Here is a 16538-nt window from a genome sequence, read left to right as displayed (position 1 = left end):
AGATCGACATCCGTCCCGCCAAGCCCGCGCTCGCCCAGCAGCACCGCGACCTCCGCCGCGACGCGCGCCAGTCCCATCTCCCCTGCCCGCACCAGCATGTGCGCGATCCGTGGCGGCATCGGCAGCCTGGCGATGGCGCGGCCGTGCGGCGTCGGTCGCCCATCGCCATCGATCGCGCCCAGCACCGCGAGCCGCGCCCGTGCCTCCGCCACCGCGGCGGCGGGCGGCGGATCGAGCCACGCGAGATCGCGCGGATCACCGGCCCCCCACAAGGCAGCGGCAAGCACCAGTCCCGACAGGTCCGCCTCCAAGATCTCGGGCGGATCGAAGCGCGGCAGGCCGGCGGTCGCCGCTTCCTCCCACAATCGATATGCCACCCCCGGCCCCTGCCGCGCCGCGCGCCCGGCGCGCTGGACGATCGCCGCCTGCGACGCGCGCTCGGTCACCAGCCGGGTCATCCCCGCCGCCCGGTCATAGCGCGCGCGGCGTGCGAGCCCGGAGTCCACGACGATGCGGATGCCTGCCAGCGTCAGGCTGGTCTCCGCGATGCTCGTCGCCAGCACGACCTTGCGCAGCGCCCCCGGCTCGGGCGCGATCGCGGCGCGCTGGGCGGCGGGATCGAGGCTGCCGTGGAGCCGGTGCAGCACGACACCCTCGGGCAAGGTCAACCGCTCGGCGGTCCGCTCGATCTCCGCCACGCCGGGCAGGAAGGCGAGCACCCCGCCCTCCCGTTCCACCAGCGCGCGGCGGATCGCGGCGGCCATATCGTCCTCGATCCGCCCCGCCCCGCGACCGATATGGACGAGCGTCAGCGGGTGGCTGCGCCCCTCGCTCTCGATCACCAGCGCGTCCCCCATTAAGGCGGCGAAGCGCGACCCGTCGAGCGTCGCCGACATCGCGACCAGCCGCAGGTCGGGCCGAAGCGCGGCTTGCGCATCCAGCGCCATCGCCAGCCCGAAATCGCCGTCGAGGCTGCGTTCGTGCACCTCGTCGAACAGCACCGCGGAGATGCCCGCGAGTTCCGGATCGGCCTGGATGCGCGCAACGAAGATTCCCTCCGTCACTACGGTGATCCGCGTCGCCGCCGATCGCTTGCTGTCCAGTCGCGTCGCATAGCCGATCGTGCGCCCGACCGGCTCGCCTGCCGTCGCCGCCATCCGCTCCGCGGCGGCGCGCGCGGCAAGGCGGCGAGGGGAGAGGAGCAGGATCTCAGCCGAGCACCAGGGTTCGGCCAGCAGCGCGGGCGCGACCGCGGTCGTCTTGCCCGCGCCCGGCGGCGCGACCAGCACCGCGTTCGATCCCGCGCGCAGCGCCGCCAGCAGGTCGGGCAGCACCGCATGGATCGGCAGGTCGCTCACTCCTTCGCCCGTGCGAGCAGCGCCTCCGCCTCGGCAAGGTGCAACCGCTCGACCATGCCGCCTGCGTGCCGGATCGCACCCTTCCCCGCCGCCCCGGGCTGCGCGAAGGCGGCGACGATCGCTTCCGCGGCGGCGATCTCGGCGGCGGAGGGGCGGAAGGCGGCGAGGCACGCATCGATCTGTCCGGGGTGGATCAGCGTCTTCCCGTCGAACCCGAACGCTACCGCCTGCGCGCATTCCGCTGCCAGCCCAGCGGCATCGTCGATCGCATTCCACACGCCGTCGAGCGCGATCCGCCCATGCGCCCGCGCCGCCGCGACCGTCGCGGCGAGAAACCCGTGCATCGGCAACCGGTCCGCCCCCGGCCGCATCCTGAGATCCTTGGCGAGGTCGTTCGTCCCCATCACCAGCGCCGCCAGCCCCGGCACAGCCGCGATCGCGTCGAGCCGCAACACCGCGCCCGCGGTCTCGACCATCGCCCAGACCGGCACGCCACCCGCGCGTTCGACATAGATCGCGACATCGGCGGCGTCGGAGACCTTGGGCACCAGGATCGCATCGGGCTTCGCCGCCGCAAGCGCCGCCAGATCGTCCGCACCCCATCCGGTGCCGAGGCCGTTCGCCCGCACCACCAGTTCGCGCATCCCGAACCCGCCCTCGTCGATCGCGGCGACCGCTGCGGCGCGGGCGTCCGCCTTCGCCTCGGGCGCGACCGCATCCTCCAGGTCGAGGATCATCACATCCGCGATTAAAGTCCGCGCCTTCGCGATCGCGCGCGGATTGGAAGCGGGGAGGTAGAGCGCGGCGCGGCGGGGGCAGGTCATTGGCGTGCTACTCCGTCATCCCGGACTCGTCCCGGGATCCAGGGCCGCGAGCGAATCGCGTGCGGTCTGGATGCCGGGACGAGCCCGGGATGACGAAAGATCGCTCATTCCCGATCCCGCCGCCCCAACAACCGCAGCCGAAGCGCGTTCAGCTTGATGAACCCCGCCGCGTCGCGCTGGTCGTATGCGCCCTGATCGTCCTCGAACGTCACGACCTTCTCCGAATATAGCGAATTGGGCGACTGCCGCCCGACGACATACACCCCGCCCTTGTAGAGCTTCAGCCGAACCGTCCCCGACACCTTCTCCTGGCTATGGTCGATCGCCGCCTGCAGCATCTCGCGCTCCGGGCTGAACCAGAAGCCGTTATAGATCAGCTCGGCATAACGCGGCGCGAGTTCGTCCTTCAGATGCGCCGCGCCGCGGTCGAGCGTCAGCTGCTCGATGCCGCGGTGCGCGAGGTGATAGATCGTCCCGCCCGGCGTCTCGTACATGCCGCGCGACTTCATGCCGACGAAGCGGTTCTCGACGAGGTCGAGCCGGCCGATGCCGTGCCTGCGGCCATAGTCGTTGAGCGTCTCCAGCAATGTCGCGGGGCTCATCCCCTCGCCGTTGATCGCAACGCCGTCGCCACGCTCGAAGTCGATCGTGATATATTCGGGCACGTCCGGCGCGTCCTCAGGATTCACCGTGCGCGAATAGACATAGTCGGGCACTTCGGCCCAAGGGTCCTCCAGCACCTGCCCCTCGGACGAGGTGTGCAGCATGTTCGCGTCGGTCGAAAACGGCGCCTCGCCGCGCTTGTCCTTGCTGACCGGGATCTGATGCTGCTCGGCGAACTCGATCAGCCGGGTGCGGCTGGTGAGGTCCCATTCGCGCCACGGCGCGATGACCTTGATGTCGGGGGCGAGCGCGTAATAGCCGAGTTCGAAGCGGACCTGGTCGTTGCCCTTGCCGGTCGCGCCGTGGCTGACCGCATCCGCCCCGACCATCCGCGCGATCTCGATCTGGCGCTTGGCGATCAGCGGCCGCGCGATCGAGGTGCCGAGCAGGTACAGCCCCTCGTACAGTGCGTTCGACCGCATCATCGGGAACACGTAATCGCGCACGAATTCCTCGCGCAGATCGTCGATGAAGATGTGTTCGGGCTTCACCCCCATCATCACCGCCTTGGCCCGCGCGGGCTCCAGTTCCTCGCCCTGGCCCAGGTCCGCGGTGAAGGTCACGACCTCGCAACTGTATTCCTGCTGCAGCCATTTCAGGATGACGCTGGTGTCCAGCCCGCCGGAATAGGCGAGTACCACCTTTTTAATGTCGGCACCGCCGACGGGGCGCTTGATGTCATCGCTCAACGGGATCGTCCTCGGCTGTCGTCAGGGTTGGGCGCGCCGATATGCCCTCGCGCAGCCGCGCGCAACCGCCCGCCGTTCATCGGCGATACAAGCGTGTGCGGTCAGTGCGCGCGCCGACCTTCGTTGGAGCCCACCATGATCCGCCTTACTCTCGCCGCCGCCCTCGCGGGCATTGCCGTCCCCGCCGCGGCGCAGGACACGCGCGCCTCGGCGGCCGCGAAATACGACCTGGAATTCGCCGCGACCGACACCAATCACGACGGCGTCCTCACCCGAGCGGAGGTGCAGGCGCGGATCGGGCGGATGCAGGCGTCGGGCAACCGGATCGATCCGGTCCATGCCAAGCGGCTCGCCGATCTGTGGTTCGACCATGCCGACGCCAACAAGGACGGCAAGGTCACCCGCGCCGAGGGGCAGACGCTGCTCGCGAAGACGTTCGACCTCTACGACCGCAACCACGACGGCAAGATCGACGCGGACGAACGCGCGGCGGCGGGGGCGGCGAAGGGGCGGTAGTAACGACCTTGCTCGTCACCCCGGCCTCGTGCCGGGGTCCAGAGCCCCACAGACATCGCGTGCGCCTCTGGATGCAGGGACAAGCCCGGCATGACGGAGGATGTCATCCCCGCAACCCCCGCTCGCCCTCCAGCATATAATCCCGCGTCACGGGCAGCGCCGTCCGGCTGCGCGAGAATTGCAGCTGGTAGTTGCAGAGACTTCCGTTGCGGAACGCCGCCGACGCGCCGGCGAGGTAGAAGATCCACATCCGGTAGAAGCGCAGGTCGTACATCGCCACGATCTCGTCCCTGGCCGCGACGGTGCGCGCATACCAGGCGTCGATCGTCCAGGAATAATGCAGCCGCAGCACCTCGATATCGGTCGGGAACATCCGCAGACCCTCATAGCCGCGCACGATCTCCGACAGCGCGGGGTTGTAGCCGCCGGGAAAGATGTATTTGGCTGTGAAGTCGTCGGTCACCCCCGGCGTGCCCATCCGGCCGATCGTGTGAAGGAGCATGACGCCCTTGTCGGCCAGCAGATTGCAGCATTGGCGGAAGAACGCCTTGTAATGCGCCGGCCCGACATGTTCGAACATGCCGACCGAGACGATCCGGTCGAACGTGCCCGTGACCGCGCGGTAGTCGATCAGCTCGAACCGCACCTTGTCCGACACGCCCGCATCCGCGGCGCGGCGGCGCGCGACCTTGAGCTGTTCCTCGCTCAGCGTCACGCCCAGCACCTCGGCACCCGTCTTCGCGTGCAGGTACAGCGCCATCCCACCCCAGCCGCAGCCGATGTCGAGGACGCGCATCCCCGGTTCGATCGCCAGCTTGGCGGCGATATGCGCCTTCTTGTCCGCCTGCGCCTGTTCCAGGCTGTTCGCGGGATCGGTGAAATAGGCGCAGCTATATTGCCGGTCGGCGTCGAGGAAGAGATCGTACAGCCGGTCGGACAGGTCGTAATGATGCGCGACGTTGCGCTTCGACGCGCGCGCCATGTTGATCCGGCCGATCCGGTGCGTGATCGCCTGCACCGATCGCCGGGCGATGCCGGGCGCGAGCAGGTCGCCGCCCTGCTCCCACGGATCGTTGCCGGTCAGCAGGTCGACGAGCGCCTTGATATCGTCGCCCTCGACGATCAGCCGGCCGTCCATAAAGGCCTCCGCCGCCCCCAGCCCGGGATTGCGGACGATGAAATTCGCCGCTCCGCGATCGGTGAAGCGGATCGCGACCGTAGGGAAATCGGGGTCCGGCGAGCCGAAGGTGCGAACGATTCCGTTCGCATGCGTGACGGTCAGTTGCCCGCGCAGGACCCGGCGGGCGAAGAACAGGTCGATGAGTGCCATTGTCCGCGTCGTCTAAACGCCATCGCGGCCGCGTTCCAAGCAAAAGATCGCTGAGATAGGTGGGGACCGATCCGGAGATCGATGCATTGTCCGGCCATCCACGCAACGGAGCGACGATGACCGACTGGCATTTCTACGAACCCGCGACCGGACACGGCCTGGCGCACGATCCGCTGAACGCCATCGTCGCGCCGCGCCCGATCGGCTGGATCAGCACGATCGCGGAGGATGGCACGCGAAACATCGCGCCGTACAGCTTCTTCAACCTGCTGAACTACAGCCCGCCGCTGATCGGTTTTTCCTCGGTGGGGTGGAAGGACAGCGTGGCGAACGTGGCCGCGACGGGCGAATTCGTGTGGAACCTCGTCACGCGACCGCTCGCCGAGGCGATGAACGCCAGTTCCGCCGGGGTCGCGCCGGAGGTGGACGAATTCGCGCTCGCCGGGCTGAAGGCCGAACCTTCGCGCCTGGTCCGCCCGCCGCGCGTGGCGGACAGCCCGGTGGCGTTCGAATGCCGGCTGACGCAGTTGATCCGGCTGGAGACGAAGGAAGGCCGCGCGCTCGACCAATGGCTGGTCATCGGCGAAGCGGTCGGGATCCATATCGATCGTCGCATGCTGGTCGACGGATCGTACAGGACGGTGCTGGCCGAACCGGTCAGCCGCGGCGGCGGCCCGGCCGATTATTTCACCGTGACGGAGGCGCAGCGGTTCGAGATGCGGCGGCCGGGGTGAACCGTCATCCCGGCGGACGAGCACGGCATGACGAAAAGAGGCACCGCCCCTCTCACCCATAGGCCCGCCAGAAGAACACCGCCGTCGTCGCCGCCGTCACCAGCAACGTCCACGCCCGGATGACACCCGCCGGCAATCGCTTGCCCACATGCGCGCCGGCCCAACCGCCGAGGATCCCCCCGACCAGCATCGGCAGGCACGCGCTCCACCGCACCAGCCCGGTCGCAACGAACACGATCGCCGCGGCGGCATTCGCGATCGCCAGCATCAGCGTGCGCGGCGCGAACAGCGCCCGCGGCGTGATTCCCGCCAGCAACCCGTAGACCGCGGTCGTCATCAGCCCGACCCCGCCGCCGAAATAGCCGCCATAAACGCCAAGCACCGCCTGCGCCCCGATCAGCGTCCGCGGCCCGATCGTCACCCGCCCATGCAGCCACGCCGCCGCGGGCTTGCCGACGGCCAGCACGACGAACGCGAACAACAGCAGCCAGGGAATGATGACGTCGAAACTGTGCGACGGCGTCAGCACCAGCAGGACGCTGCCGATCAGTCCGCCGACAAAGGTGATCGCCGCCAGCAATCGGATAGGCACCCCGCCGACCGGCCCGATCTCGTCGCGAAACGCATAGACGCTCGTCGCCGCGCCCGGCAGCAACGCGACGTTGGAGGTCGCGTTGGCCACGTTCGCGGGCAGCCCGACCGCGATCAGCGCCGGCAACGTGGCAAAGGTCCCGCCCCCAGCGAGCGCATTCATCGCGCCGCCGACGAGGCCGGCGGCGGCGGGGAGGGCGAGCGTGGTGAGGTCCATGTGATACCTTCGTCATGCGGGCCCGTCCCGGCGTCCAGGGCCGCAAAGACCATGACGTGTCCTGCGACGCCCTGGACCCCGGCGCAAGCCTGTCCCGAGCGACGCCGCAGGCGGCGTCGAGGGGGGGCCCGGGGGTGACGAGGGCTTCACCCCAGCGCCAGCAGCTTCGCCTCCGCCTGCGCATCCAGTTCCGCGCGGCTCCTCTTCTCGCTCGCGGTCTTCAGCTGCCCGCACGCCGCGTCGATATCGCGCCCGCGCGGGGTGCGCACCGGTGCGGAGATGCCGGCGTCGAACACGATCGCCGAGAATGCGCGCACCCGTTCGGGCGTCGAGGTGTCGTACGGCGCGCCCGGCCAGGGGTTGAACGGGATCAGATTCACCTTCGCCGGCAGATCGTACTGCCGGATCAGCCGGACGAGTTCGCGCGCGTCCGAATCGCTGTCGTTCTTGCCGCGCAGCATGACATATTCGAACGTGATCCGCCGCGCATTGTTTGCACCCGGATAGTCAGCGCAGGCCTGCAGCAGTTCCTCGATCCCGTATTTGCGGTTCAGCGGCACGATCTCGTCGCGCACTTCCTTGGTCACCGCGTGCAGCGACACCGCGAGGTTAACGCCGATCTCCTCGCCTGCGCGCGCCATCATCGGCACCACGCCGGAGGTGGAGAGGGTGATCCGCCGCCGCGACAGGCCGAGGCCGTCGCCATCCATGACCAGCTTCAGCGCACCCTTCACCGCGTCGAAATTATACAGCGGCTCGCCCATGCCCATCATCACGATGTTAGTCAGCATCCGCCCCTCGGGCTGGCTCGGCCATTCGCCCAGCACGTCGCGCGCCAGCATAACCTGCCCGACGATCTCCGCCGACGTCAGGTTGCGCACCAGCCGCATCGTACCGGTATGGCAGAAGCGGCAATTGAGCGTACAGCCGACCTGGCTCGACACGCACAAGGTGCCGCGGTCCGCATCGGGGATGAAGACCATCTCGTAATCATTGCCGTCGTCGGTCCGCAGCAGCCATTTGCGCGTGCCGTCGGTCGATACCTGCGCCTCGACCACCTGCGGTCGGCTGATGACGAAGCGCTGTTCGAGCCAGGGCTGCATGGTCTTGGAGATATCGGTCATGACCGAGAACACGGTCGCGCCGCGGTTGTAGATCCAGTGGAACAGCTGCTTGGCGCGCAGCTTGGCCTGTTTCGGGTCGAGCTGCGACGTCTCCAGCGCCATCCGCAAATCGTCCTTCGACAACCCGAGCAGGTCGATCCGCCCGTCGCTGCGCGGCGCGAGCGCACGGGGGACGGGCACGGGGTCGATATGCCCGGGAATGGGCATCAGGTTCGCGGCGGTCTGCATGGGATGGCGTATAGGGGAAATCCGGAAGAATTGCCACCGCGCCCTCTCCCGTCATGCCGGGCTCGTCCCGGCATCCAGAGCCGCGAACGATTCCGCCCGTGGCCCTGGACCCCGGCACGAGGCCGGGGTGACGCCGTATCCCATTAAAGCCCCACGCACCCCAGCGCCGCCGCGTCGATCGCGGTCGCCGCGCCGGGGAGCGCGTAGACATCCGCGAAGGGATGCCCCCCCGCGCCCACCGCCTCGACGCTCATGCTGCGCCCGTCGCGCATCGCCGCCACGATCGCCCGGTCGCTCGCGGTATCGGCGGCCCAGGCGTCCACGCCGTCCGCCATCAGCGCGAATCGCCGTTCGCCGATCGACAGTGTTACCCCCGCCGACCGGTCGCGCTCGCGGCTGAGGCGGATGTGGAACGATCCGCGCAAGCCCCGCCCCGGCCAATCGGCGACGCTGGCGAAGGGCCGCCCCGCCCCGCCCGCACGCACCGGCTCGGCGATCGCGAAGCAGCGGGGCGGCCGCGCGTCACGAAACGCACCCCAGCCCTTGTAGATGCCGATCGTCTCTCGCGCAGCGACCGGCGGCGCCGCTGCCAACACGACCAACAGCGCCAGCCGCTTCACGCCGGCGCATACCCCGCGCCCCAGTGCACCACGCGCTCGACCCCGGCTTCGATGCAGACGATCGATCCCTGCGGCAACCCTGGCGCGAAGGGCGCGTCGATCGCGGGATCGGGCGCACGGCCGGTCATCACACCGCGCAGCACGCCGCTGGAGATGCCGTGCATCACTGTCAGCCGGTCGCCGGGATCGTCGTCGGTCTCCGCCAGCCAGCCACGAACGCGCGCCTCGATCGCGGGATAATCCTCGCCGTCCGGTGCCACGCGCAGCGCGCCGGTCGCCCCGACGAACATCTCCCCGACCTCGTCGGCGACATCGGCATAAGCGCGTCCGCCCCACGACCCCATCCCGATCTCGACCAGCCGCGCATCGGTTCGCGCGGTGTGCCAATCGAGCGCCAGATGTTCCGCGATCACCGCGAGCGTCTGCAGCGCACGGCCCGTCGGCGAGGCCCAAAGCGTCAGCTTCGGCACCGGCCCCAGTTCCTCCAGCATCGCCCGCCCGAGCTCGTCCGCCTGCGCGAAGCCCGCGCGGGTCAGCGGGGTGTGCGGGGCGTCGCCCTGCAGCCGCCGCGCGGCGTTGAACACCGTCTCCCCGTGGCGCGCGATGAAATCCCTTCCCCTTCGCATCCCCGCCCTGTCCGCCACGCCGCCGCCATCGTCAACCGATGCTTTACCGTTTTCGCGCGACAGCCGCGGCGCTTGCCCGGGGGCCCGCTATTTGGGTAGGAACCGGTGGGCGCGGCCCCCGGGACTCGGGCGGGCACGGGGGACGAGAGAATGAAGGCGACGATCGAACGCGCGACGCTCCTGAAGGGGCTGAGCCATGTCCAGTCCGTGGTGGAGCGCCGCAACACCATCCCGATCCTGTCCAACGTCCTGATCGAGGCGACCGCGGAAGGGTCGCTGCGCCTCATGGCGACCGACCTCGACCTGCAGATCAACGAAAGCGTCGCCGCCGCGGTCGATCAGGCGGGCGCGACCACGGTCAGCGCGCACACGCTGTTCGACATCGCGCGCAAGCTGCCCGAGGGGAGCCAGGTCCAGCTCGCCGCCGCCGACGGCCGGATGACGATCATGGCGGGCCGCGCGCGTTTCTCGCTCGGCACGCTGCCGCGCGACGATTTCCCCGTGATCGCGGAAGGCGAACTGCCGACGCAGTTCGAACTGCCCGCGGAGACGCTGAAGCAGATCATCGACAAGACTCGGTTCGCGATTTCGACCGAGGAGACGCGCTACTATTTGAACGGCATCTTCCTGCATGTCGCGGACGGCGAAGGATCGTCGCCCGTCCTCAAGGCCGCGGCGACCGACGGCCACCGGCTGGCGCGCGTCACGCTGCCCCGGCCAGACGGCGCGGAGGGAATGCCCGACGTGATCGTGCCGCGCAAATGCGTCGCCGAACTGCGCAAGCTGCTCGACGAGGTCGACGGATCGGTCGGCGTCTCGCTGTCGCCGACCAAGATCCGCTTCGATCTCGGCACCGCTTTGCTGACCTCGAAGCTGATCGACGGCACCTTCCCCGATTATTCGCGCGTCATCCCGACCGGCAACGACAAGATGCTGAAGCTCGACCCGAAAAGCTTCATGGAAGGCGTCGACCGCGTCTCCACGATCGCGACCGAGAAGACTCGTGCGGTGAAGATGGCGCTCGATCGCGACAAGATCACGCTGTCGGTCACCAGCCCCGAAAACGGCACCGCGGCCGAGGAAGTCCCCGGCGACTATACCGCGCTGCCGTTCGAGATCGGCTTCAACAGCCGCTATCTGATGGACATCCTCGGCCAGATCGAGGGCGACACGGTCGAGGTCCATCTGGCCGATGCCGCCGCACCGACGCTGATCCGCGAGAACGACAAGGCCGCGGCGCTGTACGTGCTGATGCCGATGCGGGTGTGAGCCCTACCGTCACCCCGGCCTTGTGCCGGGGTCCAGAGCCAAGCAGCGTATCGCCCGTGGCGCTGGATGCCGGGACAGGCCCGGCATGACGAAGTCGTCGGCCCGAACCTGATCTCCATCACCTGGTTGGATCGGACCTTTCCGTTTCTTGACGCGTAGTCGCGGCAAGGATTGAAAAGGACGATTGATGGCAAACGACAGCATCTCCCGACGCACGCTCGTCGGCGGCGCAGCGGTCGCGGGGATCGGCCTGACCGCCGCCGGCCCTGCAATGGCATCCGGTCAGGCGACGAGCGCGGAAGGTCCCCCCGCCGCCGGCCCGCTACAGGACCCGACGACGAAATACGTCAAGCCACCCTTCCAGCGCCAGTCGCAGCCCTTCCCCGGCCTCGCGAGCAAGATGAACCCACGCCCCGACCATGGCGAGACAAGCTACAAGGGATCGGGCCGTCTGCTCGGTCGCAAGGCGCTCATCACCGGCGGAGATTCCGGCATGGGTCGCGCCGCCGCGATCGCCTTCGCGCGCGAGGGCGCGGACGTGGCGATCGCCTATCTGCCCGCCGAAGAACCCGATGCGCGAGAGGTCGTCGAACTGATCCGCGCCGCCGGTCGCGAGGCGGTGACGTTACCCGGCGACAACCGCGATGCCGCACATTGCCGGCGGATGGTGCAAAGCGCGGTCGACCAGCTCGGCGGGCTCGATATCCTCGTCAACAACGCCAGCCGCCAGCAGCAGCGCCAGTCGCTTCTCGACATCACCGACGAGGATTTCGACGCGACGATCAGGACCAACATCTATGGCACGTTCTGGATCACCAAGGCCGCGCTGCCGCATCTGCAGCCGGGCAGCGCGATCATCCAGACGACGTCCGAACAGGCGTACGACCCGTCCAAGGACCTCGTCGATTACGCGATGACGAAGGCGGCGATGATGAACTTCACCAAATCGCTCGCCAAGCAGCTCGCGTCAAAGGGCATCCGCGTCAACGGTGTCGCGCCGGGCCCGATCTGGACCCCGCTCCAGGTCGCAGGCGGCGCGACGATGGAAAAGCTGGAGCAGTTCGGCGCGAGCACGCCGATGGGTCGGCCCGGACAGCCGGCGGAACTGGCGTCGATCTACGTCCAGCTGGCCGCGGCGGATGCGAGCTACGCCACCGGGCAGGTGTACGGATCGGCGGGGGGGTCGGGGCAGCCGTAAGGACTCGAAAACCACGCGCTACCCCACCCCGGCGAAGGCCGGGGCCCAGTCGGGAATACGTTCGACGAGGCACCGTTCGCTCTCGAGAGACCATCGCAGCTGGGCCCCGGCCTTCACCGGGGTGGGTATATCGGGTGATCGCACCCATCCACATCTTGACACCTTCCCCCGATCCGCTACCTACACCAGTGTCAGTAAGGAGCGCGACTCGATGGCCAAGCTACCGCCCTTCCCCGGCACGACCGGTCGTCGCGACTGGCGCGTCGCGTTCGACGCGATCCGCAAGCTGATGGCGAACGGTGACGACACCACGCAGGTGTTCCGGATCATGCGCGCGCTGAACGTCGGCAACGCGCCGATGAACTATGCGCGGTTGCTGGGCACGTCGGAGGGCGGCCGGATCGCGTATGACCGCGTCGAGCTGGCGGAGCGCTTCTCCGATCCCGCCTTCGTCGCCGACTTCGCGCCCGGCACCGTGGGGGCGGCGTATCGCGGCTTTCTCGAATCCACCGGCTACACCGCCGCCGGTCTGGTCGAGGTCAGCAAGGTCGAGCCCTCCGCGGACGAGATGGCGCACCCCTATGCCTGGTTCGGCCGCCGGGTCCGCGACACGCACGACATCTGGCACGTCCTGACCGGCTACAAGGCGGACGAAAGCATGGGCGAGGCTGCGCTGGTGGCGTTCAGCTATGCGCAGGTCGGCGGGCTCGGCTGGGCCTTCATCGGTGCCGCCGCCGCGCTGAAGAGCATTCGCGTCACGGGCAGCCGGCTGTTCGCGCGTGCGGTCTGGGAGGGTTATCGCCACGGCCGGCGCGCGAAATGGATTTCGGGCGAGGATTACCTGAAGCTCCTCGACGAACCGATCGAGGCGGTCCGCGCGCGGCTGAACATCGCGGAGCCGGTGATCTACAAGCGCGCGCAGATCGAACTGGGCGCGGAACTGGCGTCGTATCTCAGCACGCAGAAAGCGAAACTGCCGGATGCGGAGGTTCGGCTGGCGGCCTGACGGTCGTGCTCCTGCGAACGCAGGGCGATGGCTGATCGCCAATCCAAAAACCTCCGTCACCCCGGGCTGGTCCCGGGGTCCAGAGACGCGAGCCGGAAGCGCGCGGCACTGGATGTCGGGACGAGCCCGGCGTGACGCGGGGTGGGGGGCGCTTCGACGCCCCCCGCCATCAATGCATGTGCTTCACCGTCGTGCTGACATCGCCGTTCGAGCTGTGCGTCGTCTCGCGCACCGTCTTGCGGGTCACCGTCTTGTGGCCGACCTTGACGCCCAGGATACGCCTCGCCCGGCGCGTCTTGTGCTTGTGGGTATAGACGACCTTCGTCGTCCGCGTGGCGACGCCGTCATGCACGCTGGTATCATGCGTGACCTTGGTGTGGTTGGTCGTCTGCGCGTCGGCCCCGGCACTCGCGATCAGGGCGAGGGCGGCGAACGGCAGGGTGGCGAATGCGAGCTTCATGCGTAATCCTTTCGGGTAATGGCAGTTCCGCCGTAACGGGCGGGATGCGCCTACCGTTCCGCTGGAGCGGAAGGAGTATCGATCGGCGCAATGATTTTTGCTTTGCCCGACGTGCTCCGCGATAGATCTGACACGTTGCTATTTCAGGCGCAGGCCGAGAAACTCGGTGCCTGGTAAAGGGTTAAAGGAAATCGGCTCGGCTGGAACGAAGCCGAACGCGACGTACAGCTTCTTTGCCTGGACGAACTCTTCCAGCACGTCCAGCCGCATCTCGGAATAACCCAAATCACGCGCCTCGCCGATCAACCTCTCGATCAGATCATGACCGAGCCTCGTGCCTCTCGCACGAGGCCTGACATAGAGCCTCTTCATCTCGCAAATCCCAGCGTCGACCTTCTTCAGCGAAACGCAACCTTCGATCCCGTCGTCACCGGCGTCACCGTCGGCCAACAGGATGCAACCATCGGGTGCCGCATATTTGCCCGGTATGTCGTCGAATTCGAGCTGATTGTTCTGATGGGCGAGGCTCACGCTCGGACTGGCTACGAACTCGCGCCAGATATCGAGAACCGCCGGCCGGTCTGCGGGGAATATCGCGTGTCGTATCGTCGCCATACCGATCCACTGGCCGGTAATTGTGGCGAGGCTGGGACGGTTTTTGGACCCTTGCTCGATGCCAGTGCTGGGACACTGCCGAAAGTCAGCCATCGCCCGTGTTCGCCGATCATCGTCGCCCGCCTATCTTCCGAAATATTTCCGTTCCTGCCCCGTTCCCTTGCGTTTCGCGTACCCCGCCAAAGTCCACGCGTCGCGGCCCGGCCCCTGCGACGAAGCGAATCCCACGCGCGACCGGCCGTTGGGTGGCCGGGCGATTTACCGTCTTGCGCGCTTACCCGCTTTGGCACAATCTGTTGCGGTTGCGTTCGGGGGCGGACCCAATCGATGGTGGTTTCTACCGCGCCGTCGCCCATATGGGGTGTGGCCGGAGACACCGACATCGGTGTCGATGGACACGGTTTGTTCTCGCATCGGCTGCTCCCGATGATAGGATCGGGGCACGCCGTCCGATTCGAAATGAACGGGAACGAAGGATGGTTCGATGGACCTGCAGGATGATCGGGAAGCGATGATGACGACCGAGACGATGGACCCCGTGACGACGGATGACCGCGATGCCACGCCGGTGGCGGCGAACAAGCGCGTCAACGCGCCCTATCCGCTGGAGGTGGATCACGGCCGCGACGCGCTGCTGACCGATTTCGGCAAGGAAACGCTGACCGACCGCTATCTGCTGCCGGGTGAAAGCTATCAGGATCTGTTCGTCCGCGTCGCCTCCGCCTATGCCGACGATGCGGCGCACGCGCAGCGGCTGTACGATTATATCTCGAAGCTGTGGTTCATGCCCGCGACGCCGGTGCTGTCGAACGGCGGCACCGGGCGCGGGCTGCCGATCTCGTGCTTCCTCAATTCGGTGCCCGACAGCCTGACCGGCATCGTCGACACCTGGAACGAGAATGTCTGGCTCGCGTCGCGCGGCGGCGGGATCGGGACCTATTGGGGCAATGTCCGCGGCATCGGCGAGCCGGTCGGGCTGAACGGCAAGACCAGCGGGATCATCCCGTTCGTGCGCGTGATGGATTCGCTGACGCTCGCGATCAGCCAGGGCTCGCTGCGCCGCGGGTCGGCGGCCTGCTATCTCGACATCTCGCATCCCGAGATCGAGGAGTTTCTGGAGATCCGCAAACCCTCGGGCGATTTCAACCGCAAGGCGCTGAACCTGCACCACGGCGTGCTGCTGACCGACGCCTTCATGGAGGCGGTGCGCGACGGGTCGGAATGGAAGCTGTTGTCGCCCAAGGACCGGTCGGTCCGCGCGACGGTCGATGCGCGGTCGCTGTTCCAGAAGCTGGTCGAGACACGCCTCGCGACCGGCGAGCCGTACATTATCTTCGCCGATCACGTGAACAGGACGATGCCCAAGCATCACCGCGACCTGGGCCTCAAGGTATCCACCTCGAACCTGTGCAGCGAGATCACGTTGCCGACCGGGCGCGACCATCTGGGCAACGACCGCACCGCGGTCTGCTGCCTGTCGTCGCTCAACCTGGAGACATGGGACCAGTGGAAGGACGAGCGCGGCTTCGTCGAGGACGTGATGCGGTTCCTCGACAACGTGCTGTCGGATTTCATCGCGCGCGCCGAGCCGGGCATGGAGCGCGCCGCCTATTCCGCCGCGCGCGAACGGTCGGTGGGGCTGGGCGTGATGGGCTTCCATTCGTTCCTGCAGGCACGCGGGCTGGCGTTCGAAGGCGCGATGGCGAAGTCGTGGAACCTGCGCATCTTCAAGCACATCAAGGGCCAGGTCGACGAAGCATCGATGCAGCTGGCGGTCGAGCGGGGCCCTTGCCCCGACGCCGCCGAGATGGGCGTGATGGAGCGGTTCAGCTGCAAGATGGCGATCGCGCCGACCGCGTCGATCAGCATCATCTGCGGGGGTGCCAGCGCGTGCATCGAGCCGATCCCGGCGAACATCTACACGCACAAGACGCTGTCGGGCAGCTGGTCGGTGAAGAACCCGTATCTCGAGCGGTTGCTGAACGAGAAGTCGAAGAACTCGGACGCGGTGTGGAACAGCATCCTGGAACAGGGCGGCAGCGTCCAGCATCTCGATTTCCTCGACACCGAGGAGAAGGATTGCTTCAAGACCAGCTTCGAGATCGACCAGCGCTGGCTGCTGGAACTGGCCGGCGACCGCACGCCCTATATCGACCAGGCGCAGTCGCTGAACCTGTTCATCCCGGCCGATGTCGAGAAATGGGACCTGCTGATGCTCCATTTCCGCGCGTGGGAACTGGGGATCAAGTCGCTCTATTACCTGCGATCGAAGAGCATCCAGCGCGCGGGTTTTGCCGGGGGCGTGGAGGCGGACAACACGATCGATGCGCCGAAGTACGAGTTCGTGACGACGGATTATGACGAATGTCTGGCGTGTCAGTGAGGTGGGTGAAGACGGTCGCCTAGAAAACCCCTCTCCCCTTGTGGGAGAGGGAGGGGCCCGCTCGGCGAAGCCGAGTGGGAGGGTGAG

The 16538-nt window shown here is 67.7% G+C and carries 16 protein-coding genes; 6 read left to right on the top strand and 10 right to left on the bottom strand.

Annotated features, from left to right (window positions below; genetic code table 11):
• From HUU99_RS11555 to HUU99_RS11545, 3 genes are all read right to left on the bottom strand, one after another.
• On the bottom strand, positions 1-1358 hold a 1358-nt coding region (locus tag HUU99_RS11555; protein WP_174286730.1), incomplete at its 3' end, for a DEAD/DEAH box helicase.
• Complete coding sequence (locus HUU99_RS11550) at positions 1355-2182, bottom strand: HpcH/HpaI aldolase/citrate lyase family protein (protein WP_174286729.1); 828 nt, start codon at positions 2180-2182, stop codon at positions 1355-1357. The genes HUU99_RS11550 and HUU99_RS11555, both read right to left, overlap by 4 nt.
• Positions 2183-2286: 104 nt before the next feature.
• On the bottom strand, positions 2287-3522 hold the full coding sequence (locus HUU99_RS11545; protein WP_174286738.1) for an argininosuccinate synthase: 1236 nt from the start codon (positions 3520-3522) through the stop codon (positions 2287-2289).
• Between the two features lie 147 nt (positions 3523-3669).
• Here HUU99_RS11545 and HUU99_RS11540 point away from each other — a divergent pair, with 147 nt between their 5' ends.
• Complete coding sequence (locus HUU99_RS11540) at positions 3670-4050, top strand: EF-hand domain-containing protein (protein ID WP_174286728.1); 381 nt, start codon at positions 3670-3672, stop codon at positions 4048-4050.
• A 103-nt stretch (positions 4051-4153) separates the two neighbouring features.
• On the opposite strand, the gene HUU99_RS11535 is transcribed toward HUU99_RS11540, so the two are convergent.
• Entirely contained in the window at positions 4154-5380 is a 1227-nt protein-coding gene (locus HUU99_RS11535; protein ID WP_174286727.1) for an SAM-dependent methyltransferase, read from the bottom strand.
• Between the two features lie 116 nt (positions 5381-5496).
• Here HUU99_RS11535 and HUU99_RS11530 point away from each other — a divergent pair, with 116 nt between their 5' ends.
• A complete protein-coding gene (locus HUU99_RS11530; RefSeq protein ID WP_174286737.1) occupies positions 5497-6114 on the top strand; it encodes a flavin reductase family protein in 618 nt (205 codons plus the stop codon).
• Between the two features lie 52 nt (positions 6115-6166).
• Here the strand turns inward: HUU99_RS11530 and HUU99_RS11525 are convergent, their stop codons facing one another.
• The 4 genes from HUU99_RS11525 to HUU99_RS11510 all read right to left on the bottom strand — a co-directional run bounded on the left by HUU99_RS11525 (position 6167) and on the right by HUU99_RS11510 (position 9520).
• Positions 6167-6922, bottom strand: a complete 756-nt coding sequence (locus HUU99_RS11525; protein WP_174286726.1) for a sulfite exporter TauE/SafE family protein — start codon at positions 6920-6922, stop codon at positions 6167-6169.
• 146 nt (positions 6923-7068) lie between these two features.
• On the bottom strand, positions 7069-8274 hold the full coding sequence (gene rlmN / locus HUU99_RS11520) for a 23S rRNA (adenine(2503)-C(2))-methyltransferase RlmN (RefSeq protein ID WP_254603139.1): 1206 nt from the start codon (positions 8272-8274) through the stop codon (positions 7069-7071).
• A gap of 143 nt (positions 8275-8417) precedes the next feature.
• Complete coding sequence (locus HUU99_RS11515; protein ID WP_174286725.1) at positions 8418-8894, bottom strand: hypothetical protein; 477 nt, start codon at positions 8892-8894, stop codon at positions 8418-8420.
• Positions 8891-9520, bottom strand: a complete 630-nt coding sequence (locus HUU99_RS11510; RefSeq protein WP_174286735.1) for a histidine phosphatase family protein — start codon at positions 9518-9520, stop codon at positions 8891-8893. Before HUU99_RS11510 ends, HUU99_RS11515 begins: the two co-directional genes overlap by 4 nt.
• Before the next feature lie 150 nt (positions 9521-9670).
• Between HUU99_RS11510 and dnaN the strand changes: the two genes are divergently transcribed.
• From dnaN to HUU99_RS11495, 3 genes are all read left to right on the top strand, one after another.
• Positions 9671-10789: a DNA polymerase III subunit beta gene (gene dnaN / locus HUU99_RS11505; protein WP_174286724.1), complete on the top strand. Its 1119-nt coding sequence runs from the start codon at positions 9671-9673 to the stop codon at positions 10787-10789.
• 187 nt (positions 10790-10976) lie between these two features.
• Positions 10977-11987 carry an SDR family oxidoreductase gene (locus HUU99_RS11500; RefSeq protein ID WP_174286723.1) on the top strand — a complete coding sequence of 337 codons (1011 nt, stop codon included), beginning with the start codon at positions 10977-10979 and terminating at the stop codon, positions 11985-11987.
• A 211-nt stretch (positions 11988-12198) separates the two neighbouring features.
• Complete coding sequence (locus HUU99_RS11495; protein WP_174286722.1) at positions 12199-12993, top strand: Coq4 family protein; 795 nt, start codon at positions 12199-12201, stop codon at positions 12991-12993.
• 169 nt (positions 12994-13162) lie between these two features.
• Here the strand turns inward: HUU99_RS11495 and HUU99_RS11490 are convergent, their stop codons facing one another.
• Both HUU99_RS11490 and HUU99_RS11485 read right to left on the bottom strand, forming a co-directional pair.
• Positions 13163-13453: a hypothetical protein gene (locus tag HUU99_RS11490; RefSeq protein WP_174286721.1), complete on the bottom strand. Its 291-nt coding sequence runs from the start codon at positions 13451-13453 to the stop codon at positions 13163-13165.
• A 138-nt stretch (positions 13454-13591) separates the two neighbouring features.
• The gene (locus tag HUU99_RS11485) at positions 13592-14161 is read right to left on the bottom strand and encodes a GNAT family N-acetyltransferase (protein ID WP_254603138.1); all 570 of its coding nucleotides are present in this window, start codon (positions 14159-14161) and stop codon (positions 13592-13594) included.
• Between the two features lie 391 nt (positions 14162-14552).
• Between HUU99_RS11485 and HUU99_RS11480 the strand changes: the two genes are divergently transcribed.
• The gene (locus HUU99_RS11480) at positions 14553-16451 is read left to right on the top strand and encodes a ribonucleoside-diphosphate reductase subunit alpha (RefSeq protein WP_174286720.1); all 1899 of its coding nucleotides are present in this window, start codon (positions 14553-14555) and stop codon (positions 16449-16451) included.
• Positions 16452-16538: the final 87 nt, after the last annotated feature.

It is taken from the genome of Sphingomonas bacterium, assembly GCF_903642285.1.
Taxonomy (GTDB): domain Bacteria; phylum Pseudomonadota; class Alphaproteobacteria; order Sphingomonadales; family Sphingomonadaceae; genus Sphingomonas.
The sequence above is the reverse complement of the archived record's forward strand: the minus strand, read 5'-3'. Positions and strand labels throughout refer to the sequence as shown.